The sequence below is a fragment of the Rhodococcus sp. A14 genome, assembly GCF_011603105.1.
GTDB classification, from domain to species: Bacteria; Actinomycetota; Actinomycetes; order Mycobacteriales; family Mycobacteriaceae; genus Rhodococcus_F; species Rhodococcus_F opacus.
Genome location: NZ_JAAOQS010000009.1, coordinates 65,341 through 86,901 on the forward strand (window position 1 = coordinate 65,341; position 21,561 = coordinate 86,901).

Here is a 21,561-nt window from a genome sequence, read left to right on the forward strand (position 1 = left end):
CATGCTCTCGCCCACCTCGACGGACGTCATCCGCGCCACCCTGCCCGTGGTCGGCGCCGCGATCTCGGACATCACGACGCTGTTCTACCGCAAGCTGTTCGACGCGCACCCCGAACTCGAACGAGACCTGTTCAACCGCGGAAATCAGAAGCAGGGCGAACAGCAGAAAGCGCTGGCCGGGGCCATCGCCGCGTTCGCGGCCCTCCAACTCGAGCCCGATCAGGCGCGCGTCGACCTCATCCTGTCGAGGATCGCGAACAAGCACGCCTCACTGGGGATCGAGCCCGCGCAGTACGCGATCGTGCACACACACCTGTTCGCGGCCATCGTCGAGGTCCTCGGCGACGCCGTCACTCCCGAGGTCGCTGCGGCCTGGGACGAGGTGTACTGGCTGATGGCGGAGACCCTGATCGCGATGGAGGCCGGGCTCTACGCCTCGGCGGGAGTGACGGTCGGGGACGTGTGGCGGGACGTGCGGGTCCGCGAGCGCCGCCACGAGTCCGCCGACACGGTCTCGTTCGTGCTCACCTCCCTCGACGGCTCGCCGCTTCCGTCGTTCGCTCCGGGGCAGTACCTGTCCGTGGCGGTACACCTGCCGGACGGCGCGCGACAGATCCGCCAGTACAGCCTGTCGTCGGCCCCGTCGCGCGGCGACTGGAGGATCTCGGTGAAACGAGCGGGCGAGGTGTCGAACTTCCTCTACCAGAACGTCTTCGAAGACGACGTCCTCGCGGTGTCGACGCCGTTCGGCGATCTCGTCCTGCAGGACGACGACGCTCCGCTGCTGCTCGTGTCCGCGGGCATCGGGTGCACGCCGATGATCGGGATGCTCAGCCACCTCGCGGACACCGAGGACAGCCGACCGATCTCGGTACTCCACGCCGACCGGTCCGCCAGCAGTCACGCGCACCGCGCGGAGCTGACCGAACTGGTGGAACGCCTGCCGTTCGCGGTGATGCACCGCTGGTACGAAGACCTGGGCGCCCGCCGGCCCGAGGGCAGCCTGCGCGAGGGACGGGCCGACCTCGGTGAGGTCACGATCGCGCCCGGTACTCGCGCCTACCTGTGCGGTCCGTTGCCGTTCATGCTCGGAATGCGGGAGGCGCTCCTCGCGAAGGACGTGCCCGCCGAGAACATCCACTACGAGGTGTTCGGTCCGGACAGCTGGTCGGCCACCGTGTGAGAGCCACGGCGGCGCCGTTCACACCGGCCAGGTGTGGACGGGGCTGCCCTCACGCATGTTCTCCACGTACTGACGCAGCATGGCGGCCAGGGCTTCCGGCCGGCTCAGACCGGCGTTCTCGTGCCGGACCACCTGTGCACGCTGCCACGACGCCCCCGTCTGCCGGGTGACGCACCGGCCCTCGATGACGCTCAGGTAGCGGTCGCGGGCCTTGGCGGACAGCCCGAACGCGGCGAGCCCCTCGTCGGCGATCGGCAGCAGTCGCCGCAGGACGAGCTCGTCGGCGCCCGCGAACCCGACACCGGGCCAGTACAACTCGGCGTCCATGCCGTACTTCGCGCCGGCGTGCAGGTTCTCCTCGGCCGCATTGAACGACATGTGCGACCAGACGGGCCGATCCGATTCGACGAGCCCGCGCAGCGCGCCGTAGTAGAACGCGGCGTTCGCCATCGTGTCGAGCACAGTCGGGCCCGCGGGCAGCACCCGGTTCTCGATCCGCAGGTGCGGCTTGCCGTCGTCGCTGTCGTATACCGGGCGGTTCCACCGGTAGATGGTGCCGTTGTGCATCTGCAGTTCGCTCAGGTCCGGTACCCGGCCCGCGTCGAGTTCGGCCGACGGGTCGACGTCGGACACCTCCGGCAGCAGTGCCGGGAAGTATCGCGAGTTCTCCTCGAACAGGTCGAAGACCGACGTGATCCACCGCTCCCCGAACCACACGCGGGGCCGCACGCCCTGGTTCTTGAGCTCCAGTGGACGCGTGTCGGTGGCCTGCTCGAAGATCGGGATGCGGGATTCGTGCCACAGCGCCTTGCCCGCCATGAACGGCGCGTTCGCGGCGAGGGCCACCTGGGCACCGGCCAGGCACTGCGCGGCGTTCCAGTGTGCGGCGAATTCGTCGGGCGCGACGCGCAGGTGCAGCTGCAGCGACGTGCATGCGGCTTCCGGGAGCACCGAATTGGCGTCCACCTTCAGCTGTTCGGCGAGCCGACCCTCGAGCGGCACACCCTCGAGGTCGAGTTCGATGTCCTCCCCCCGCGCGGCGAAGATCTGATCGTTGAGCTGCTCGTAGCGGGGATTCGCGGTGATCCACTCCCGGCCGAGGTGCTCGAGCTGCAGCGTCGGCAGCATGCCCACCATCACCAGCTGGGCGTCGTGCCCGTGGATCCGCGCGTCGGCGACGTGCAGCGACGCGCGCAGGGTGCGTTCGAGCTCGAACGTCCCCTCACCGATCAGGGGACCCGGCCGGACGTTCATCTCGACGTTGAACTGACCGAGTTCGGTCTGGAACACGGCGTCGTCGTCGATCGACTCGAGGACGGCGAGATTGGACATCGCGGGCGTCATGTCGGCGTGGACGAGATTGAACTCGATCTCCATACCCAGCATGGGCCTGGGCGGGTCGACCTCGTCGACGAACGCTCCCTCCCGCAGCATCCTCTCGAGCGCGTCGACGCACATGAGCACCTTCTGCCGGAACAGGCGCCGGTCTTCTCGGGTGAATGTCCGAGACGTCACTTCGCGACCCATACCACTCCCCAACTGCGCGTCGAACTGCGCTCACGGGGGAGCATATCCGTTCATCCCGCGCGAATGCGGGATGGCGGGCTAACCTCGAACCAGACGCTGGTGAGCGGAAGGACTTGAGATGACGCCTGATACCGACTCCAAGAAGAAACCAGAGTTCTCCGTGGGCACGCGCGTGAAAACGCGGCATTCGGCCGATCACGAACTGGCCGAGAAGAAGTGGCCCTTGGAGGCCGGCGTCATCGTCGACGATTTCGCCGGCGTCCAGGACATCAGCAACGATTCGTACGGCCGGGACTGGGCCGTCTCACGACGCTGGGCGATCGCCCTCGACAGCGGACCACTCGTGTTCCGCAACGACGACGACCTCGAGCCGGAATAGGCCCTTACGCGTTGGCGCCTGCGTCGCCCCAGGTGACGGACACGCCGCGATCCTGCAGCCAGCGCCCCGGATCGACCTTGTTTCCGTTCGCGTCGTGTACCTCGAAGTGCAGGTGCGGTCCGGTGGACTGGCCGCGGTTGCCGACGTGGGCGATTTCCTGCCCGGCGGTGACGCGCTGCCCCACGCTCACGGTGTAGTCGTTGACGTGTCCGTAGACGGTGACGGTTCCGTCGTCGTGCAGCAGACGCACCCACAGTCCGAAACCGGACGCCGCGCCGGCATCGATGACCTGGCCGTCGGCCGCCGCGAGCACCGAGGTGCCGATGGGCGCCGCGATGTCGATCCCGCCGTGGTGCGCTCCCCAGCGGGAACCGAAGTTGGAGGTCAGCTTGCCCGACACCGGCTGGACCGCGTGCGGCTTGACCGGGTTGACGTTGGACAGCCACTGCTGCGCCTGAGCGCCGAGGTCCGGGCCGCCGAGGTTCTGGGCGGCGGCACCGAGGTCTGCGGGCAGTTCGAAGCCGGCGGGGAGGACACCGGCCGGGATCTCGAACGGCAGGCCCGGCAGGGTCTGCGCGCCGCTCGTCTCGTGGGAGTCGACGGGGGCGGCAGCGGCGTTTCCGGCGCCCAACTGGGCTGCACCGACCACGATGGCTCCGGTGGCGGCCGCAACAGTCGCGGCCTTGATGCCCACACCCGCTCCGGTCTGCTGGTTGCGATGGCGTCCGCGCGCCGCGTCCGGATCGATCTCGAAGCGAATGGAAGACCCGTTCGCCCGGAGGTGGGAACCCACAGTAAATACCTCGTCAGTCGTCGGATTGCAGCTCTCCCCATCCGGGGTGGGCTCCTCTGTCTGGCGACGAATGTAACAAAACGGTATAGGTCCGCGCCACCGTTACCGAACGTTTATGTTCGGCGCTCCTCGAGCTCGGCCTTGAATGCGGCGTAGCGGGCGCGGTGCGGGGCACGCCGGCGGATCACCGCCCACGCGATCCCGAGCACGACGAACCATACCGGGGTGACGAGGAGCGCCTCGAGGGTGTCCGCCTCCTGGGTCAACGCCCAGATGAGAAACACGAAGAACGCCAGGACGACCCAGCACATCACCACACCGCCGGGCATCTTGAACTTCGACGCCTCGTGCAGTTCGGGTCGACGCTTCCGGTACACGATGTAGCTCGCCAGGATCATCGTCCACACGAACATGAACAGCACCGATGAGATTGTCGTCACAGTTGTGAACGCCTCGATGACGGAGTCGCCGGAGAACAGCAGTGCGATCGCCGACAGCAGGAAGGCGCACGAGAACATCAGCGCATTGGCCGGGACCTTGCGGGAGGAGAGCCGGCCGAGCCGGGCCGGCGCATCCCCCTCCTGCGCGAGGCCGTAGACCATCCGCGAGGTCGAATAGATGCCCGAGTTCGCCGAGGACGCCGCGGACGTCAGCACCACGAACTGGATGACCCCGGCCGCGATCCCCAGGCCGGCGAGGGTGAACATCGCCGTGAACGGGCTCTCCCCGGGGACGACCTCACGCCACGGCGTGACCGAGATGATCACGATCAGCGAGACCACATAGAACAGCAGGATGCGGATCGGGATCGAGTTGATGGCCTTCGGCAGGTTCTTCTCCGGGTCCTTCGCCTCGGCCGCGGTGGTGCCGACGAGCTCGATACCGACGAACGCAAAGACCGCGATCTGGAATCCGGCCACGAAGCCCATCGCCCCGGTCGGGAACATGCCGCCGTCGTTCCACAGGTTGTCGAAGCCGGCCTCGGACCCGTTGGGCGACGTGAAGTGCGTGAACACCATCACGAGTCCGACAACGATGAGGCTGACGATGGCGATGATCTTGATCAGCGCGAACCAGAACTCGGTCTCACCGAACGCCCGCACGGTCGGCAGGTTCAGCAGCAGCAGCGCCGCGATGGCGATCAGCGCCGGGATCCACAGCTGGAGGTCGGGCCACCAGTACTGCACGTAACCGGAGATCGCGATGATGTCGGCGATGCCGGTGACGATCCAGCAGAACCAGTACGTCCACCCGGTGAAGAACCCGGCCCAGGGGCCGAGCAGGTCGGCGGTGAAGTCGGAGAACGACTTGTAATGCAGGTTGGAGAGCAGCAGCTCGCCCATCGCCCGCATCACGAAGAACAGCATGAAGCCGATGATCATGTAGACGAAGATCACCGACGGTCCGGCCAGCGAGATCGTCTTCCCGGATCCCATGAAGAGACCCGTGCCGATTGCTCCGCCGATCGCGATCAGCTGGATGTGCCGGTTGGCGAGCTGCCTGGAGAGATGCGGCTCACCGGCCGGTCCCGTCCCTGAGCCATCACCCGGTTCCGATCCGATCGAGCCCGTCGAGGAAGTGCGGTCAGCCATGGAACACCTGCAACCCTTCTCAGTCCTTGCTGTCACCGTCCGAAAGCGTGGGTCACGTTACGCCGGGACCGCCCGCGCACCACGGTCGAGGACGGCATTCCGCATCGAGGGACTTGACAGAAACCGAGTAGCTAAGGCTAACCTCAGTTCGTTACTTCGAGGCGAGGAGCCTGCACATGATCGAGGACCTGATCGAGATCGCGTACGCCCAGGGCGCAGTCACCTGCGTGGCTCAGGCCGCCGACGGCGTCGACGAGTACGAACTCGCACGGGTCGATTCGGTCGCGTCCAGCGTCACGGTCACGGTGCGGGCCGACGGCAAATTCGCGAAGGCCACCAGCGTCGAGGGCTACCTCAGTCTCGGGCAGGTCGTCCGGGCATGCGGACTCGACTACCGGCAGGCCACGTCGAGCGCCCGCCAGTACATCCACTGATCAACCCAGGTGCTCCCCGAAGAAGCCGTCGATCCTCTTCCACGCGTCGGCGGCGGCTTCCGGGTCGGGCACCATCCCCGTGACCTTCGCCAGGGGACGCAGCACCTTAGGTCCGGCCAGTTCGTCGTTCAAGAACGTATGACCGGCAGTGGGGTACTCCTTCACATCGTGAGCCACGCCGGCCTTCGTCAGCGCCGCCTCCAACTTGGCCGCCGCATTCCGCAGAGCGAAGTCCTTGCCGCCGTAACTGGCGACCACCGGGCACGCACCCGCCACGGCCGCGTCGAGGTCGCGCGGCAGGACCCCGTAGTTCGGGGCCGCCGCATCGAACCCCGTGCGCAGGGTCATCAGGGCGAACCCGCCGCCCATGCAGAATCCGATGACACCGATCTTCCCCGTGCAGTCCGACGAGCCGGACAACCACTGACGGGCAGCCTCGATGTCGCCGTACGCCCGGCCCTTCCCCGAGAGCATCGCCCGCATCGTCGACACCAGACAGCGTCGCGCACCACCCGCACTGAACAGATCCGGCGCAACCGTCAGAAACCCCGCCGCCGCCAGCCTGTCCGCCTGCCGGCGCATCACGTCGTCCAAGCCGAACGCCTCGTGCACCATCACCACACCCGGCCACGGACCCTCACCGGACGGCCTCGCCAGATAACCGTGCAAGTTCAGCGAACCGTCGTGCCGCGCAGCGAGGTCGGTCAAGTCGATCTCGGACATGTGCGTCTCCCGTTCCGTCGTCACTTCCAGAACATCTGCGACAACCATGCCCTCCCCATCGCGAGCGCACCACCATTCCCGCTACACTCACCTCGGTGTACGCCCCGCGCGTGCACCGCGCCTTCGTAGCTCAGGGGATAGAGCAACCCTCTCCTAAAGGGTAGGTCGCAGGTTCGAATCCTGCCGAGGGCACTCTCCTGCCTGCGGCAGTCCTCACTGCGCCCCGCTCCCGCATCTTGGACGAGGTAACGCAGGTCACGCCGCAGGCGATACGCCAGGCAGGTCGGGACGACCCGAGGAGAGTCTCATGAACTGGGTGGACATCGATATCTTCCCGCCGCTGATTGCCAACCTGCTGCACCTGTTGGCCGCCCTGACGAACAACGGGACGGGATCATGATCGGCATACTGCCCGACCTGCCGTACATGGGTTTGGACTGGGAGTTCTTCTTCCCGACCAATCTCTATATCGCGTTCATCAACTGGTGGAATCCTTTCTAGCGCACGGTAGCTCGGTCAGCGGGGTCCGCGCCCGCGCCGACATTCCGGGGATACGGATATTGCGGACCGTGGCTGACCTCGATCGTTCGTATCGTCGCCCCATGACCACTACCGAGAACCGCCCGGCCGCCCTGCACTCCTACTTCGCCTACCGTGACGCCCCGGCCGCTCTGCGCTGGCTCGAGCGCGCGTTCGGGTTCGAGACCACCCTCGAGTTCCCGGACGACAACGGCGGGATCATGCATTCCGAATTGCGGAGAGGCGACGCCGCCATCATGGTCTTCAGCGACGACGGCAACTACGACCGGCCGGCGCTCCGGGGCGAGACCGTCGGGCACGGCACATATCTCAGCGTCGGCACCGACAGCGAAGTCGACGAGGTCTACGCCACCGCCGTCGAGGCCGGTGCCACCTCGGTCTGGGAACCCGCGAACACCCAATGGGGCAACTATCGCTGCCGGGTCCTCGACCTCGAGGGCTTCGAGTGGACGTTCGGCACCCTACGCCCGGGCGAGAGCAGTGGTGACTGGCCGGACGGCGAATGACGGTGACACGGAACCGGATCGACGCGGCACCACACCGGGTCGTCAGTCGATCGCGAAGAGCCGCGCCGCATTGTCGTGGCACACCGCTCGCAGCCACGGCTCGCCGAGGTCGAATCGGGTGAGTCCCTCGAGTGCGTCGAGGTAGGGATATGGGATGTTGGGGAAGTCGCTGCCGAACACGATGCGTTCCTGCAGATCCGCCAGCCGGTGCACCTGGTCGCGTGGAAACGGTGTGGCCGCTTCGGTGTAGTCGGTGAACGTCATCGTGGTGTCGAGATACACGTTGCCGTACTGGTCGGCCAAGTCCAGGAATTCCCGGTACTCCGGCAGACCCATGTGGGCGATGATCAGGTGCAGCCTCGGGTATCGCGACAGCAACTCGGCGATCGGGCCGGGGCCCGTGTAGGTGCCGGGCGCCGGCCCCGACCCGCAATGAATGACCACCGGGACACCCGACTCCTGCAGTACACCCCACACGGGGTCGAGGAGCGGATCGTTCGGCGAGTAGTCGCCCACCTGGATGTGGGACTTGAAGACGCGCGTGCCCGACTCGACCGCCTCGGCGACATAGGTGGCCGCGGACTCCTCCGGGTAGAACGTGGACGTCCGCAGACAGTCGGGGGTCTGTTCGGCGAACTCGACCGACCACTGGTTCAGCCACGCAGCCATCGCCGGCTTGTGCGGGTAGATCATCGACGTGAACCGCCTGACACCGAACCCACGGAGGTGTTCGACGCGGACATCCTCTTCGTGCCGGTAGTGGATGGGCCACTCGCGTCCGGTGAGGGGACCGACTGCGTCGAAGTAGCCCCACACCTTCTCCATCACATTCGCGGGCATGAAGTGGGTGTGGACGTCGATGATGCCGGGCAGCCCCAGCGCACGCCAGAACTCCTGCACCCGCAGATCCTCGGACAACGGTCTTCTTCTCCTCGACGCAGTGCCGGACGCAGAACCCCGGCAGATCAGAACGGGGGCCGAATCAGAACAGCGTGAACGCGTCCTCGGCCTCGGGGGTGGATTGCGCGACTGCTGCCGGTGTAGGCGCGGGGGCAGAGACGGGCGCCGGTGCGAGTGCACCGGAGGCGACGGCACGAGCCGCCTCGCCGGCGAGGACGTCGGCCATCTCGTTGTAGTGGTTGCCGACGTGGCCGCGAACCCAGCGGAAACGCACGGGCCCGGGGCGTTCGCTGATGGCGCGGTCGATGGACTGCACCAGCGCGAGGTTCTTGACGGGAGCGCCACCCGCCGTCTTCCAGCCCTTGCGCTTCCACCCGGGCAGCCACTCCGACGCGCACTTGATGGCGTACTGGGAATCGGACTCGATCAGCAGCGGATCTTCCCCGGGATGCGCGGTGATCGCTTCGAGCAGAGCCCGCAGCTCGGCGATCTGATTTGTCCCGGAGGGTTCGCCACCCGATTGGCTGGGACCCTCGTGATTGACCCATGCCCAGCCGATCGCCCCACCGGGGTTGCGGAGGCAGGATCCGTCGGTACTCACGATGATCATGGCTGGGACTTTACGTGCGCGCTCCGACATCCGCCGGTGGCGGTCGCGTTCGGAGTGGATACGCTGCATTCGATGACGGTTTCGCTGGAGGTGGTCGAGACCACCGTGACCGCGCGGCGCCCCCTGGACGTCGCCATGTCGTTGCAGCCTCTACAACGCGGCAAGGGCGACCCCTGCCACCGCCGGACGGCCGACGGCTCGATCTGGCGGACGTCGGTGCAGAAGTCGGGCCCGGTCACCTATCGCATCACCCAGATCGACCGCCACTCGGTGCGCTGTCAGGCGTGGGGTGCGGGCGCCCACGAGTTGTCCGCCGGACTGGGCCGCCTCATCGGCGACCACGACGACTGCGCGGACTTCGCCCCCGACCATCCGATCCTCGTCGAGGCCCACCGCCGATTCCCGCACCTGCGCCTCGGCCGCACCGACCGGGTGATGGAGGCCCTCGTGCCCGCGATCCTCGAGCAGCGTGTGCACGGCATCGCCGCGTTCGCGTCGTGGCGGCGCCTCGTGTGGAAGTTCGGTGGGCCCGCTCCCGGGCCCGCTCCGGACGGGATGAGGCTGCCCCCGACCGCGGACGTGTGGCGGCGGGTTCCGTCCTGGGAATTCCACCGGGCCAACGTCGACCCCAGCCGGTCCCGGACGATCGTCCGCTGCGCGCAGGTCGCCGACCGGCTCGAGAAGATCGTCGACCTCCCTCGCGAGGAAGCGAATCGCCGGCTGATGTCCATTCCCGGCGTCGGGATCTGGACGGCGGCCGAGGTGTCGCAGCGTGCGCTGGGCGACCCCGACGCCCTGTCGGTCGGCGATTATCACCTGGCCGCGGTGGTGGGGTGGTCGCTGCTCGGCAAGCCCCTCGACGACGCCGAGATGGTGGAGTACCTGGCCCCGCTTCAGCCGCACCGCCATCGCGCCGTGCGACTGCTGGAGGTGAGCGGACACGCCGTCAAACCCAAGTTCGGGCCCCGCACGGCGCTCGTCGACCACACCTGGCACTGACCCGGCATTCGCGGAGACCCCCCACGCGTTTCCCGTACCCATGAACACCTGTTCAAGTGTTCATACGAGAAACTAGACTTCGAAGGATCAGCTGCCGGCCGGAGGAGTCGCCGTGGAACCTGTGGCAATGCACATGAGCGACGGCCTGATCAATGCGCCGACCTCACTGCTGTTCGTCGTCGTCGCGGTGGCGGGACTGTCGATCGCCGCGTGGCGCGCGCGCTCGGAACTCGACGAACGCACCGCACCGATGGCCGGTCTCGTGGCGGCCTTCATCTTCGCGGTCCAGATGGTCAACTTCCCGATCCTTCCCGGTGTGAGCGGACACCTCCTCGGCGGCGCGCTCGCCGCCATCCTCGTCGGCCCCTACACCGGGATGCTGTGCGTCTCGATCGTGCTGATCGTGCAGGCCCTGCTGTTCGCCGACGGTGGGCTGACAGCGCTGGGAGCGAACATCACCAACATGGCGATCATCGGCGTGGTCGTCGGCTACGGCGTCGCGGTGGCCCTGCGTCCGCTCGTCGTGCGACAGCAGCGACTGCGCCTCCGCGTCCTCGGCGGGCTCGCGTTCGCCGCGGCACTGTGCGGAACGGTGGCGGCGTCGATGGGCTTCGTCCTCGAGTACGCGATCGGCGGTCATGCGACGTCCGGAGATTCGACTTCACTGGGCGCGGTGGCGGCGTACATGCTCGGGGCGCACGTGCTGATCGGCATCGGTGAAGGCCTCATCACCGCCGTCACGGTGACGGCCGTCGCGAAGGCGCGCCCCGACCTCGTGTACCTGCTGCGGACGGCACCCCGACGAGTCGAGGTGCGGGCATGAGCACGTCGTCGCCGGTCTCGCTGCGCCGATTCCTCCTCGGTTTCGCGCTGGTGGCGCTGCTCGTCGCCGGCGCGGTCTCCTATCTCGCCAGCTCGAGTCCGGACGGTCTGGCCGCCGCGACCACTCGCGGGTGCGAAACCGTGGAAACCGATGCCGGGGAGACGCTCGTGGGTGACTGCATCGCCCGGAACGCGTCCGCTCATCCGTTGTCGGACTCGCCGCTCGCCGACTACACGGTGGGCGGCCGGTCGCATCTCACGGGTGTCGCGGGCGTGATCGGCGCCACCGCGACGTTCGTCGTCGCCGGTGGCCTGTTCTGGCTGCTCGCCCGCGCGCGGCGGAACCGAACGAGCCCCTGACCGTGGGAGCCGGTCACGCCCATCCGCTCTACCTCGACGGCACGTCACCCCTGCACCGGCTGCCGGCCGAGGTCGAGATCGTCTGCGCCGTCGTCTTCGTCTTCGCGGTGGTCGCGACACCACGCGAGGCGTTCTGGGCGTTCGCCGGGTATCTGGCGATCCTGCTCGTGATCTGGCGGATCGCCGGCATTCCGCTCAACTGGATCGGACCGCGGATGCTGATCGAATTGCCGTTCGTGACGCTCGCACTTCTCCTGCCGTTCGCCGAGGGCGGCGCACGCGTCACCGTCCTCGGACTGTCGCTGTCGGTCGCGGGCCTCTACGCGGCCTGGGGCATTCTCGTGAAGGGCACTCTCGGCGTCCTGGTCTCGCTGACACTCGCCGCGACGACGCCGGCCCGGGACCTGCCGTTGGGTTTGGCGCGGCTGCGCGTGCCCGCGATGCTCACCACGATCGTCGTGCTGATGCTGCGCTACCTCGATCTGCTCACCGCCGAGGTCGAGCGGATGCGCACCGCCCGGCTCTCCCGCGGCGACGACCCGCGGACGTTCCGGCAGATCGGTGCCACCGCCCGTGGCGTCGGCGGATTGTTCGTGCGTTCCTACGAGCGCGGCGAGCGCGTCCACCTGGCCATGCTGTCGCGGGGTTTCACCGGTTCGGTTCCCACTGTCGGGGCGCCGCCTGCGACCGCTGCACTGTGGCGGGCGGGGCTCGTGCCCGCAGTGTGCGCGGTGGGGATCTGTGTCACGGCGTGGGTGCTCCGATGACCGCGGCCGTGCGTCTCGAGGGCGTCTCGTTCGCGTATCCGGACGGCAGGGCCGCGCTGCACCGGATCGATCTCACGGTGCAACCCGGTGAGCGGGTAGCCGTTCTCGGTCCGAACGGGGCCGGGAAGACCACACTGATGTTGCACCTCAACGGCATTCTGACGGCCACCGAGGGCAGCGTCACCGTGGGCGGGCTGGAGCTGTCGCGGGGAGCGTCCCGGGACACGGTGCGGGAGGTCCGGCGCCGCGTCGGCATTGTCTTCCAGGACCCCGACGACCAGTTGTTCATGCCCACCGTCGCACAGGACGTCGCGTTCGGTCCGGTCAATTTCGGGATCACCGGGACCGCACTCGACGAGCGGGTGCACGACGCGCTGGCGGCCGTCGACATGACGGCACATTCCGGTCGCAATCCCGCGCACCTGTCGGTGGGTCAGCGCCGCCGCGTCGCGCTGGCGACCGTTCTCGCATGCGCCCCGGACGTCCTCGTGCTGGACGAGCCGTCGAGCAATCTCGACCCCGTCGCCCGACGCGAACTGGCCGACGTCCTCCTGGGTATCGACACCACGCACCTGCTCGTCACGCACGACCTGCCGTACGCCGCCCAGTTGTGCACGCGCGCCGTGATCCTCGACGAGGGACACCTGGTGGCCGACGGTCCGATCCTGGAACTGCTCGGCGACCCCGCGCTGCTCGCCGAGCATCGCCTCGAGTTGCCCTGGGGTTTCCGGCTTCCCGCGACCGACCCTCATTCGCCCGGCGAACGATCCGTGACACCGCCGATCGGGTAGCCCACGATGGGGAGACGAAGCTTCGCCCCGCACTCCTACCGGAGGTCCGCGATGTCCATACCCGAAGCCGACGCCGGGGCCGTGTCCCAGCGCATTTTCGACGCATCGCTCGGGGCGATCGACCTCCTCGCCGTCCATCTGGGTGACCGGCTCGGCTGGTACCGCAGTCTCGCGTCGGAAGGTCCGGCAACCGCGGACCAACTGGCGGAACGCACCTCCACCCACCCGCGGTACGCGCGGGAGTGGCTCGAACAGCAGGCCGTGTCGGGACTTCTCACGGTCGACGACTCGGAGCCGCGGACGTTCACGCTTCCGGCCGGCGCCGCCGAAGTGCTCACCGACGAGCAGAGTCTCAACTATCTTGCACCGCTGGCGCGGATCTTCGTCGCCGCGACCACGCAGATGCCCGCGTTGCTGGAGGCGTACCGCACGGGCGGCGGTGTGGGATGGGCGCAGTACGGCACGGATGCCCGTGAGTCGCAGGCCGACATGAATCGGCCGTGGTACGAGCAGGTTCTTCCCGGTGCGCTGGCATCGGTTCCCGAGGTCGACGCATTGCTGCGGACGCCCGGCGCCGCCATCGCCGACATCGGATGCGGCGGCGCGTGGTCCACGATCGCACTCGCGCGCGCCTACCCGGACGCCAGACTCCACGGCTACGACATCGACACCGCGACCGTCGAACTCGCGAGGTCCAACGTGCGCGAGCGGCCGGATGTCGCCGATCGGATCACGATCACCGAATCGGATGCGGCGGGAATTCCCGAAAGCACCTATACCGCGGCGTTCGCGTTCGAATGCATCCACGACATGCCGGCGCCCGTCGATGTACTGTCCGCGGTTCGGAAGGCCCTGGTTCCCGGTGGCGCGATGATCGTGATGGACGAGGCGGTGGACGACGAGTTCTCCGCGCCGGGAAGCGACGTCGAGCGGCTGATGTACGGATTCAGCCTCACCGTGTGTCTTCCCGACGGCATGAACCACACACCCAGCGCGGGCACCGGAACGGTCATGCGCCCGAGCACATTGCGCAGCTACGCCGAGGCGGCCGGTTTCGGCACCATGGACATCCTTCCCATCGAGGATTTCGGGTTCTTCCGGTTCTACCGGCTCACGGTGTAATCCCTGCACCGCCACCCCGATACGCACGTATTTTGCGGAAAGGCCGAAAACTGAGGCATCCGAAGGGGGAAGATGTCTGCAGTAGGCAGGTTACGGACGCTTTCGCCGGTCGGGGCAAGTGAAGCGCCAGGTCGAACCAGATTTGTCGTTTGTCATCCGCTACTACGCATGGGAAACACCATGAAACTGCATAGAGTGACAGCACCGGCAGCGCTGCTGATCGCCACCCTGTGTGTCGGAATGGGTACCGCGTATGCCGCCCCCACTCCCGCCGACCAGGCCGTCATCTCGCACACCAGCCTGAGCGCCGACGGCCGATCGGTCGGTACGGCACTCGACGCCGGGCACTTCACCCTGTCGCGGACGGCCGCCGCCGTCGACATCGTCAACGATTCGGGCACCCCGGTGGGCACGATCCCCCTGCGCTATTCGATCGCCGGTGTGCAGTTCGCGATCGATCCGCTCATCACCGACGCCGGCCGGTTCCTGAACCTGACACCCACGACGACCCCTGTCGCGGGAACCCTCGCCCTCACCCCGGTCGACAGGGATTCGGCGTACAACAACATGGTCGAGCAGCTGCAGATCGGTTGGAACAACGGCGGCGGGACCGCGACCGCGATCGGCGCAGGCATCGGATTCGTCGTCGGGTGCATCTTCCTCATCCTCGGCGGGTGCCTCCCCGGTGCCGCGGTAGGCGCAGCGATCGGCGCCGTCACGGGTATCAGCAACGCGAACCCCGCTGCGCCACCAGCGGTTTACGAATTCCTCGGAACCCCGTAGCGGGGCTTTCCGTCCGACTCCGAAGACGATTTCGGGAGGGCTATGGGTTAGTTCGCACACGGGGAGCATCACCGCGCACCCACATATGCATGTAGCCGTTCCGGTTTTCCAGCGAATATGGTCCACGCACAACGATGTTCGGTGCACTCAGGTGGGGGCCGTGTTCGTCCTACGACATGGTGGGAATTTCCATGAAACTCTTGAAAACTCTGGCATTGTCCATATTCGTCGTCTCCGCGATGGCCGTCGGGGCGGGCACTGCGTATGCCGATCCCGCACCTCAGGGAATCGACTGGTCACAGCCGCTGATGACTCCTGCGGCCGACGGCGGCAGCAGCCAGGTGGCCGAACAGTTCTTCCCGGAGAACGAAGTGAAACAGGACGCCTTCGACAAGATGACCAACGAGATCAATACCGGTTGGAACAACGCGGGCCTGCAGGGCATGGCGATCGGTTCCAACGTGGGCATGGCCATCGGGTGCGTGTCGATCTTCCCCAACTTCATCGCCGGCTGCATCGTCGGCGCAGTGGTCGGCACCATCGCCGGCGCCGTCATCGGCATCGGTGTGGGTAATCCCAACGCACAGCCGGCCGTAGAGCAGTTCTTCGCCACACCCTGAGCGAAGAGCGAGCTGCAGCCCCGGCCTCACTCGGGCCGGGGCTGCGGCGCGTCGTCAGCCGACGACGCCCTGGTCACGCATCGTCGCGATATCTTCCGCCGACCAGCCCAGTTCACCGAGGATCCGATCGGTGTGCGCGCCGAGCGCGGGCACGTCACCCATCCGCATCTCCACGTCGGAAAACGTCATCGGGGGCAGCATCGCCCTGATCGGCCCGGCCTCGGTTCCGATGTCACGCCAGCGGTCGCGCTGATCCAGCTGCGGATGGTCGATCAACCCGCCCATGTCGTTGAGCTCCGCCGCCGGGATCCCGGAGTCCGCGAGCGCCTGGTCGAGAGCCGCGCTCGTGAACCGTTGAGTCTCCTCGGCGACGAGGGCGTCCACCTCGGCGCGGTGCTGCACACGCAGCATATTGGTCGCGAACCGGGGATGGTCGGCGAGTTCTGGTCGCTTGAACACGTCGGTCACCAGTTGCCGCCACCCGCGGTCGTTCTGGACACCGATGAGGATCTGTCCGTCGAGGGTCGGGTACGAGTCGTACGGGACGATCGCCGCATGACCGAGCCCGACACGCGGGATCTGCTTGTCGGCGTACATCTTCATGTACATCGGGTGGCCCAGCCACTCCGCGGTCGCGTCGAACATCGACACGTCGATCCGCGCCCCCACTCCGGTGCGCGACCGCCGGAACAGGGCGCCGAGGACGGACGTCATCGCATACATTCCCGCCGCGATGTCGGACACCGGGACACCCGTCTTGGTCGCGGTGTCGGGGGTGCCGGTCACCGAGATCATCCCCGTTTCGGCCTGGACCAGCATGTCGTACGCCTTGCGTTCGCGCCGCGGCCCCGCCGACCCGTAGCCGGACATGTTCACGACGATCAGTTCCTCGTGCTCGGCGCGCAACTCGTCGGCGCCGAACCCCAGCCGGTCGGCGGCATCGGGGGCGAGATTCTGGATGAAGACGTCGGCCTTCGCGATCAGCTTCGCGACGGTGTCCCGGCCCACCTCGGACTTCAGGTCGACGCCGAGCGATTCCTTCGACCGATTCAGCCACACGAAATGCGACGCCTGCCCGAACACCGCGTCGTCGTAGTTGCGGGCGAAGTCGCCCTCGCCGACGCGCTCGATCTTGATGACCCGCGCGCCCATGTCCGCGAGATGGCGGGTGGCGAGCGGGGCGGCCACGGCCTGCTCGAGTGCCACGACGGTGATGCCGTCGAGCGGCAGCAGTCCGGGGTCGTTCTCCATGTCGGGATTCACCTTTTCTCTTCGGCCCCCGTGTGATTGTGGTAGTGCGTGGCCCCGATCGTGTGCAGCAGTTCGTGCACGGTGTCGTCGGTGAGCCGGTACCGCATCGAGCGACCGTCCCGCGTCGCCGACACCCACCCCTGGTTGCGGAGCAGTCGCAGAGCGTGCGAAACGGCGGTGCCGGTCATGTCGAGTGCCGCGGCCAGGTCGCCGACGCAGATGTCGGGGGCGTGGTGCAGACACAGCAGCAGTCGGAGGCGGTTGCCGTCCGACAGCAGTTCGAACCGGTTGGCCCAGCCGTCGATGTCGGGGGTGTGCAGTGCCGCCGCAGCACGCTGAACATCCTCGGGGTTCAGGGCGGGGGTGGCGGCCATCACGCCAGTCTACAAACGCCGCGAGGCCACTCGGTCGGGCATCCATAGGCGATTCCTCACTGTCCGTTCGGCTCTGTGACTTTGTTTCCGCACTCACGCGGGTGGTCGACTGGCAGCACGCGTCACCCGGTTCCCGGCGGCGTCGACGAGTCATCGAGGAGCGTGATGTGAGCGGTCTGCATCTACCCCAGCGTGTGCGGCACCATGCCGCAGAGCGGCCCGGAGCACCGGCAGTGACGTGCGGTGACACCACGCTGACGTACGCGGAGCTCGACTGGCGGACCAATCGGATCGCAACCGCGCTGTCGGCGTTGACCTCCGACGGCGGCCGGGTCGGGGCACTGCTCCGGATGCGCACCGAGGGTGTCGAGGCGTTCGTGGCCGCCGCCAAGTCGGGGCTGGTGTTCGTCCCGCTCAACTGGCGACTCCCGGCGGCCGAGGCAGCCGCGATCGCGGTCGATGCCGAGCTCCAGGTGCTGATCGTCGAATCCGAATTCGCTGCCGCCGCGGACGCCGTTCGCGGCGCGCTCCCGAGTGTGGTCGTGGTGGTCGTCGACGCGGCCGACGGCGACGTTCTTCCGCGCGGCACCTGGACGTGGGACCGGCTGGTCACTTCGGGCACCGCCACCGATCCGGGTCTCGGGGACGACCCCGACGCCGAGGTGCTGCAGCTCTACACATCGGGCACGACGGGTTTCCCGAAGGGCGTGGTGGCGACGCATCGCAACCTGCACAACGAGCCGGAGGGCCTGCTGATCTACCGCTGGAAGCCCGGCTCGGTGGCGCTCGACGCCATGCCGCTGTTCCACATCGCGGGTGCCGGCTGGTTGAGCACGTGTCTGTCGGCGGGCGTCCACGTGGTGCTGCTCGGCGCGTTCGACGCCCGGCGGGTCGCCGAACTCATCGAACGGCATCGGATCACCCACGCCTTCCTGGTTCCGTCGACCATTCAGATGCTCCTCGACGTGCCCGACCTCGACCGCTACGACGTGTCGGGCCTCGAACTGGTCGCCTACGGTTCGGCGCCGATCACCACCACTCTGCTCCGGCGGGCGATCGATCGCCTCGGCTGTGGATTCGTGCAGCGCTACGGCATGACCGAGACGACAGGCTCGGTCACCGCCCTCGCTGTAGAGGACCATGACCCGTCCGGACTCCGTGCGCACCTGCTGCGTTCCGCCGGCAAGCCCATGCCCGGTGTCGAGGTCGAGATCCGGGACGTGGTGACCGGCGCCCGGCTTCCGGTGGGCGTGTCCGGGGAGATCGTGTGCCGCTCACGCAACAACGTCGCGGGCTACTGGCGGCGGCCGGACGAGACCGCGCAACTGCTCACCCCCGACGGTTTCCTGCGCACCGGCGACGCCGGGCACATAGACGGGGAGGGCTACCTGTTCGTCACCGACCGGGTGAAGGACATGATCATCACGGGAGGCGAGAACGTGTACCCGATCGAGGTCGAATCGGTGCTCGCCGAGCATCCGGCGGTGGCCGAGGTGGCGGTGGTCGGCGTGCCGCACCGGACGTGGGGTGAGTCCGTGACGGCGGTCGTCCGGCTCGTCGATCCGTCGAACCAACCGGACGAGCAGGACCTGATCGCGTTCACCGCCGCCCGGCTCGCGTCGTACAAGAAGCCGCGGGAGATCGTCTACGTCGCCGAACTTCCGCGAGGAGCGAGCGGCAAGATCCTCAAACGCACCCTGCGCGAGGGGCTCCGCGCCACGGAGGTGCCGTCGTGATCGTCACCGAAGACGTCGGTACCGTCCAGCGCGAGGCGTGGGCCCTCGGCGTCCTGCCGCCGGTCGAGCAGGTACGCCCCGGATTGTGGTCGATCCCGGTGCCGATGCCGCGAAACCCGTTGCGCTACGTCCTGATCTACGCGCTCGCGCTGCCCGACGGCCTCGCCCTGATCGACGCGGGCTGGGATTCCGAGGAGTCGTGGCGAGCCCTCGTCGACGGCATCGCCCAGACGGGGCACCACGTCACCGACGTCCGGTACGCCGCCGTCACCCACCTGCATCCCGACCACTTCGGTCTTGCGCCCCGGCTGCGGGAGGTCAGTGGGGCCGCGCTCGCGATGCACAGCGCGGATGCCGCACTGCTCGGCCACCATTCGCCGGAGGACACCACCGCCGACGAACAACTGTGGAACACCCAGCTCGCCCAACTCGGGGCGCCCACCGACATCCTCGCGGCCGCCCGCGTCGATCTCGTTCGGCTGGGGGCAGGCGAATCCATGGACATCGTGCTCGGTGACGGGACTCCCCTGGACCTGCCCGGCTGGGATCTGCGGGCGGTCTGGACCCCGGGGCACACTCCCGGTCATCTGACCTTCGTCGACGACACCCACGGATTGATGTTCAGCGGCGACCACATGTTGCCGCGCATCAGTCCCAACATCTCGACGGTCCCCGGCGAGCTGGAGAACCCGCTGCACCGTTACCTGCTGTCGCTGCACGCCACCACCTCCATGCCCGACGGCGAAGTGCTGCCGGCCCACGAGTACCGCTTCCGGGGGATCGCCGACCGTGCCCGGCAACTGATGGGTCATCACGAGGAACGCTTCGCCGAGATCGTCCAGACTCTGGGCGTGCACCCCGAATCGACGGCGTGGGAGATCTCGCACCACATCTCGTGGTCGCGGCCGTTCGAATCCATGTCCGACCGCCTGCTCCGCCTCGCGGTCCGCGAAACCCATGCCCACCTGCTCGTTCTGGCCGACCGCGGGAGCATCCGCTCACTCGGCGGGCACCCCGAACGCTGGACCCCGACACCGTAAGGAAGACACCCCATGAGCGTGGTTCTCACCGAATTCTCCGATGGCGTCGCCGTCATCACCCTGAACCGGCCGGAGGCGAAGAACGCCGTCGACCTCGAGGTCGCCAAGGCGCTTGCCGCCGCGATCGACGAGTTCGAGGCGCGGCCCGACCTGACGATCGCGATCCTGACCGGCGCCGGGGGAACGTTCTGCGCGGGCATGGATCTGAAGGCGTTCACCCGCGGGGAGCGGCCGTCGCTGCCCGGCCGTGGCTTCGGCGGCATCACGGAGGCCCCGCCGACGAAGCCGCTGATCGCCGCGGTGGAGGGCTGGGCGCTGGCCGGCGGCTGCGAATTGGCGCTGTCGGCCGATCTGATCGTGGCCGCCCGCGACGCCAAGTTCGGCATCCCCGAGGTCAAGCGCGGGCTCGCCGCCGCCGCAGGCGGTCTGCTGCGACTGCCGAAGGTGCTGCCGTACCCGATCGCGATGGAGATGGCGATCACCGGCGATCCCCTCACCGCCGACGTGGCGCACGCGCATGGACTGGTCAACCGGCTCACCGAGCCCGGGCAGGCCCTCGGCACCGCCCGCGAACTGGCGGCACGGGTCGCCGCCAACGGTCCCCTCGCGGTGCGCGCCACCAAGCAGGTCGTCGCGATGTCCGCCAACTACACCGATCCCGACGCGTTCGCCGGGCAACGCCGCTTTCTCGATCCGGTGTTCGCTTCCGAGGACGCCCAGGAGGGTGCGCGCGCGTTCGCGGAGAAGCGCCCGCCGGTGTGGCGTGGCCGCTAGCCGCGTGATCGGCGCAGCCCGCATCACGGCTTCCGTACGATGACCGCGTGGACCTGCATCTCGTCACCTACTTCGTCGCGGTAGTCGATCACGGCGGGATCACCAGGGCCGCACAGTCCCTCTACATCTCGCAACCGTCGCTTTCGCAGGCGATCCGCACACTCGAACGCCGCCTCGGTGTCACCCTGTTCGACCGCACCGGGCGGCGTCTCGAGCTGACCGAGGACGGTCGTACCCTCGACGTCGCCGCCCGGCGCATCCTCGCCGACGTCGAGCGGGCCAAGGCCAAGGTCGCCGCCGTGCGCGAACTCGTGTCCGGCCGCGTCGACGTCGTCACCTACGCGGCGTTCTCGATCGATCCGATCGTCGACCTGGTGCGCCGGTTCCGTGAGCAGTACCCCCGGGTGACGGTCCGCATCATCGACGCCGACGGTCCCACCGGCGTCCTCGGCGCCTTGCGCCGCGGCGAGGCCGAGCTCGGGGTGATCGACCTGTCCGTCGACCACAGTGCGCTGCGCTCGGTTCCCATCGGCGACCAGGAGCTGGTACTCGCCCTGCCCGGCGTCCTCGCCGAGACCCTTCCCGATCCGGTGCCCCGCTCGGCCGTCCGCGACATTCCGCTCGTTCAGGATCTCGGGGACAAGAGCGACGCGGCGCTGATCTCCGATCTCGTCGGCGAGCCCGCGAACGTCGTCATCGACTGCACGCATCCGGGCGCCACGTGGGAGCTGGTGATGCGCGGCGCGGGGGCCACCGTCCTCCCCCGCCTGGTCGCCGAGGAACAGTTGCGCGGGGTCTCGATCCGGTCGATGACGCCGAAGCTGACCCGCCCCGTCGGCCTCGTGCAGCGGTCCGGTCCGGGATCACCCGCGGCCTCGGCGTTCGTCGCGATCGCGCAGTCCACCCGAACACCGGCACCCGAGTGAGGAACTGAG

At 68.0% G+C, this 21,561-nt stretch carries 24 protein-coding genes and 1 tRNA gene; 17 read left to right on the forward strand and 8 right to left on the reverse strand.

Going from position 1 to position 21,561, the window contains the following annotated elements; genetic code table 11:
* Position 1: 1 nt before the first annotated feature.
* Positions 2–1,183 (forward strand): globin domain-containing protein, encoded by a 1,182-nt coding sequence (locus G9373_RS07610; RefSeq protein WP_005254222.1) that lies wholly within the window; start codon positions 2–4, stop codon positions 1,181–1,183.
* A gap of 18 nt (positions 1,184–1,201) precedes the next feature.
* On the opposite strand, the gene G9373_RS07615 is transcribed toward G9373_RS07610, so the two are convergent.
* A complete protein-coding gene (locus G9373_RS07615) occupies positions 1,202–2,710 on the reverse strand; it encodes a glutamate-cysteine ligase family protein (RefSeq protein WP_005573594.1) in 1,509 nt (502 codons plus the stop codon).
* 118 nt (positions 2,711–2,828) lie between these two features.
* Here G9373_RS07615 and G9373_RS07620 point away from each other — a divergent pair, with 118 nt between their 5' ends.
* Positions 2,829–3,089 carry a hypothetical protein gene (locus G9373_RS07620; protein WP_005251602.1) on the forward strand — a complete coding sequence of 87 codons (261 nt, stop codon included), beginning with the start codon at positions 2,829–2,831 and terminating at the stop codon, positions 3,087–3,089.
* Positions 3,090–3,093: 4 nt separating this feature from the next.
* On the opposite strand, the gene G9373_RS07625 is transcribed toward G9373_RS07620, so the two are convergent.
* Positions 3,094–3,882: a M23 family metallopeptidase gene (locus G9373_RS07625; protein ID WP_167114546.1), complete on the reverse strand. Its 789-nt coding sequence runs from the start codon at positions 3,880–3,882 to the stop codon at positions 3,094–3,096.
* A gap of 113 nt (positions 3,883–3,995) precedes the next feature.
* Positions 3,996–5,474: a D-serine/D-alanine/glycine transporter gene (gene cycA / locus G9373_RS07630; RefSeq protein ID WP_005573593.1), complete on the reverse strand. Its 1,479-nt coding sequence runs from the start codon at positions 5,472–5,474 to the stop codon at positions 3,996–3,998.
* A 176-nt stretch (positions 5,475–5,650) separates the two neighbouring features.
* Between cycA and G9373_RS07635 the strand changes: the two genes are divergently transcribed.
* Positions 5,651–5,908 carry a hypothetical protein gene (locus G9373_RS07635; RefSeq protein ID WP_005573592.1) on the forward strand — a complete coding sequence of 86 codons (258 nt, stop codon included), beginning with the start codon at positions 5,651–5,653 and terminating at the stop codon, positions 5,906–5,908.
* Here the strand turns inward: G9373_RS07635 and G9373_RS07640 are convergent, their stop codons facing one another.
* The gene (locus tag G9373_RS07640; RefSeq protein WP_005573591.1) at positions 5,909–6,679 is read right to left on the reverse strand and encodes a dienelactone hydrolase family protein; all 771 of its coding nucleotides are present in this window, start codon (positions 6,677–6,679) and stop codon (positions 5,909–5,911) included.
* 71 nt (positions 6,680–6,750) lie between these two features.
* Between G9373_RS07640 and G9373_RS07645 the strand changes: the two genes are divergently transcribed.
* A tRNA-Arg gene (locus G9373_RS07645) sits at positions 6,751–6,823 on the forward strand.
* 410 nt (positions 6,824–7,233) lie between these two features.
* Positions 7,234–7,677: a VOC family protein gene (locus G9373_RS07650; protein WP_005573590.1), complete on the forward strand. Its 444-nt coding sequence runs from the start codon at positions 7,234–7,236 to the stop codon at positions 7,675–7,677.
* A gap of 42 nt (positions 7,678–7,719) precedes the next feature.
* Here the strand turns inward: G9373_RS07650 and G9373_RS07655 are convergent, their stop codons facing one another.
* Both G9373_RS07655 and G9373_RS07660 read right to left on the reverse strand, forming a co-directional pair.
* The gene (locus G9373_RS07655) at positions 7,720–8,595 is read right to left on the reverse strand and encodes an amidohydrolase family protein (protein WP_005251588.1); all 876 of its coding nucleotides are present in this window, start codon (positions 8,593–8,595) and stop codon (positions 7,720–7,722) included.
* Positions 8,596–8,659: 64 nt separating this feature from the next.
* On the reverse strand, positions 8,660–9,187 hold the full coding sequence (locus G9373_RS07660; protein ID WP_005573589.1) for a ribonuclease H: 528 nt from the start codon (positions 9,185–9,187) through the stop codon (positions 8,660–8,662).
* Between the two features lie 72 nt (positions 9,188–9,259).
* On the opposite strand from G9373_RS07660, the gene G9373_RS07665 reads away from it, so the two are divergent.
* From G9373_RS07665 to G9373_RS07700, 8 genes are all read left to right on the forward strand, one after another.
* Positions 9,260–10,186, forward strand: coding sequence for a DNA-3-methyladenine glycosylase (locus tag G9373_RS07665; protein ID WP_043793517.1), 927 nt, complete (start codon positions 9,260–9,262; stop codon positions 10,184–10,186).
* A gap of 127 nt (positions 10,187–10,313) precedes the next feature.
* Complete coding sequence (locus G9373_RS07670) at positions 10,314–11,009, forward strand: energy-coupling factor ABC transporter permease (protein WP_005573587.1); 696 nt, start codon at positions 10,314–10,316, stop codon at positions 11,007–11,009.
* On the forward strand, positions 11,006–11,368 hold the full coding sequence (locus G9373_RS07675; protein WP_005573586.1) for a PDGLE domain-containing protein: 363 nt from the start codon (positions 11,006–11,008) through the stop codon (positions 11,366–11,368). The genes G9373_RS07670 and G9373_RS07675 overlap by 4 nt, the downstream gene beginning before the upstream one ends.
* A gap of 2 nt (positions 11,369–11,370) precedes the next feature.
* On the forward strand, positions 11,371–12,135 hold the full coding sequence (gene cbiQ, locus G9373_RS07680) for a cobalt ECF transporter T component CbiQ (protein ID WP_005254234.1): 765 nt from the start codon (positions 11,371–11,373) through the stop codon (positions 12,133–12,135).
* On the forward strand, positions 12,132–12,926 hold the full coding sequence (locus tag G9373_RS07685; RefSeq protein ID WP_005573585.1) for an ABC transporter ATP-binding protein: 795 nt from the start codon (positions 12,132–12,134) through the stop codon (positions 12,924–12,926). Before cbiQ ends, G9373_RS07685 begins: the two co-directional genes overlap by 4 nt.
* 51 nt (positions 12,927–12,977) lie before the next feature.
* Positions 12,978–14,048, forward strand: coding sequence for a methyltransferase domain-containing protein (locus tag G9373_RS07690; RefSeq protein ID WP_005573583.1), 1,071 nt, complete (start codon positions 12,978–12,980; stop codon positions 14,046–14,048).
* Positions 14,049–14,228: 180 nt separating this feature from the next.
* On the forward strand, positions 14,229–14,831 hold the full coding sequence (locus G9373_RS07695) for a hypothetical protein (protein ID WP_037203198.1): 603 nt from the start codon (positions 14,229–14,231) through the stop codon (positions 14,829–14,831).
* A 191-nt stretch (positions 14,832–15,022) separates the two neighbouring features.
* Positions 15,023–15,451, forward strand: coding sequence for a hypothetical protein (locus G9373_RS07700; RefSeq protein WP_005251571.1), 429 nt, complete (start codon positions 15,023–15,025; stop codon positions 15,449–15,451).
* A gap of 54 nt (positions 15,452–15,505) precedes the next feature.
* Here the strand turns inward: G9373_RS07700 and G9373_RS07705 are convergent, their stop codons facing one another.
* Both G9373_RS07705 and G9373_RS07710 read right to left on the reverse strand, forming a co-directional pair.
* A complete protein-coding gene (locus tag G9373_RS07705; RefSeq protein WP_043793516.1) occupies positions 15,506–16,702 on the reverse strand; it encodes a CaiB/BaiF CoA-transferase family protein in 1,197 nt (398 codons plus the stop codon).
* Positions 16,703–16,710: 8 nt separating this feature from the next.
* On the reverse strand, positions 16,711–17,076 hold the full coding sequence (locus G9373_RS07710; protein ID WP_005254240.1) for a metalloregulator ArsR/SmtB family transcription factor: 366 nt from the start codon (positions 17,074–17,076) through the stop codon (positions 16,711–16,713).
* Positions 17,077–17,243: 167 nt separating this feature from the next.
* On the opposite strand from G9373_RS07710, the gene G9373_RS07715 reads away from it, so the two are divergent.
* From G9373_RS07715 to G9373_RS07730, 4 genes are read left to right on the forward strand one after another with little or no spacing between them, the layout of a single operon-like run.
* A complete protein-coding gene (locus G9373_RS07715) occupies positions 17,244–18,812 on the forward strand; it encodes a long-chain-fatty-acid--CoA ligase (RefSeq protein WP_043793507.1) in 1,569 nt (522 codons plus the stop codon).
* Positions 18,809–19,852, forward strand: coding sequence for an MBL fold metallo-hydrolase (locus tag G9373_RS07720; protein ID WP_005573577.1), 1,044 nt, complete (start codon positions 18,809–18,811; stop codon positions 19,850–19,852). The genes G9373_RS07715 and G9373_RS07720 overlap by 4 nt, the downstream gene beginning before the upstream one ends.
* Before the next feature lie 12 nt (positions 19,853–19,864).
* On the forward strand, positions 19,865–20,626 hold the full coding sequence (locus G9373_RS07725; protein WP_005573575.1) for a crotonase/enoyl-CoA hydratase family protein: 762 nt from the start codon (positions 19,865–19,867) through the stop codon (positions 20,624–20,626).
* A 47-nt stretch (positions 20,627–20,673) separates the two neighbouring features.
* The gene (locus G9373_RS07730; RefSeq protein WP_005573574.1) at positions 20,674–21,552 is read left to right on the forward strand and encodes a LysR family transcriptional regulator; all 879 of its coding nucleotides are present in this window, start codon (positions 20,674–20,676) and stop codon (positions 21,550–21,552) included.
* Positions 21,553–21,561 lie beyond the last annotated feature (9 nt).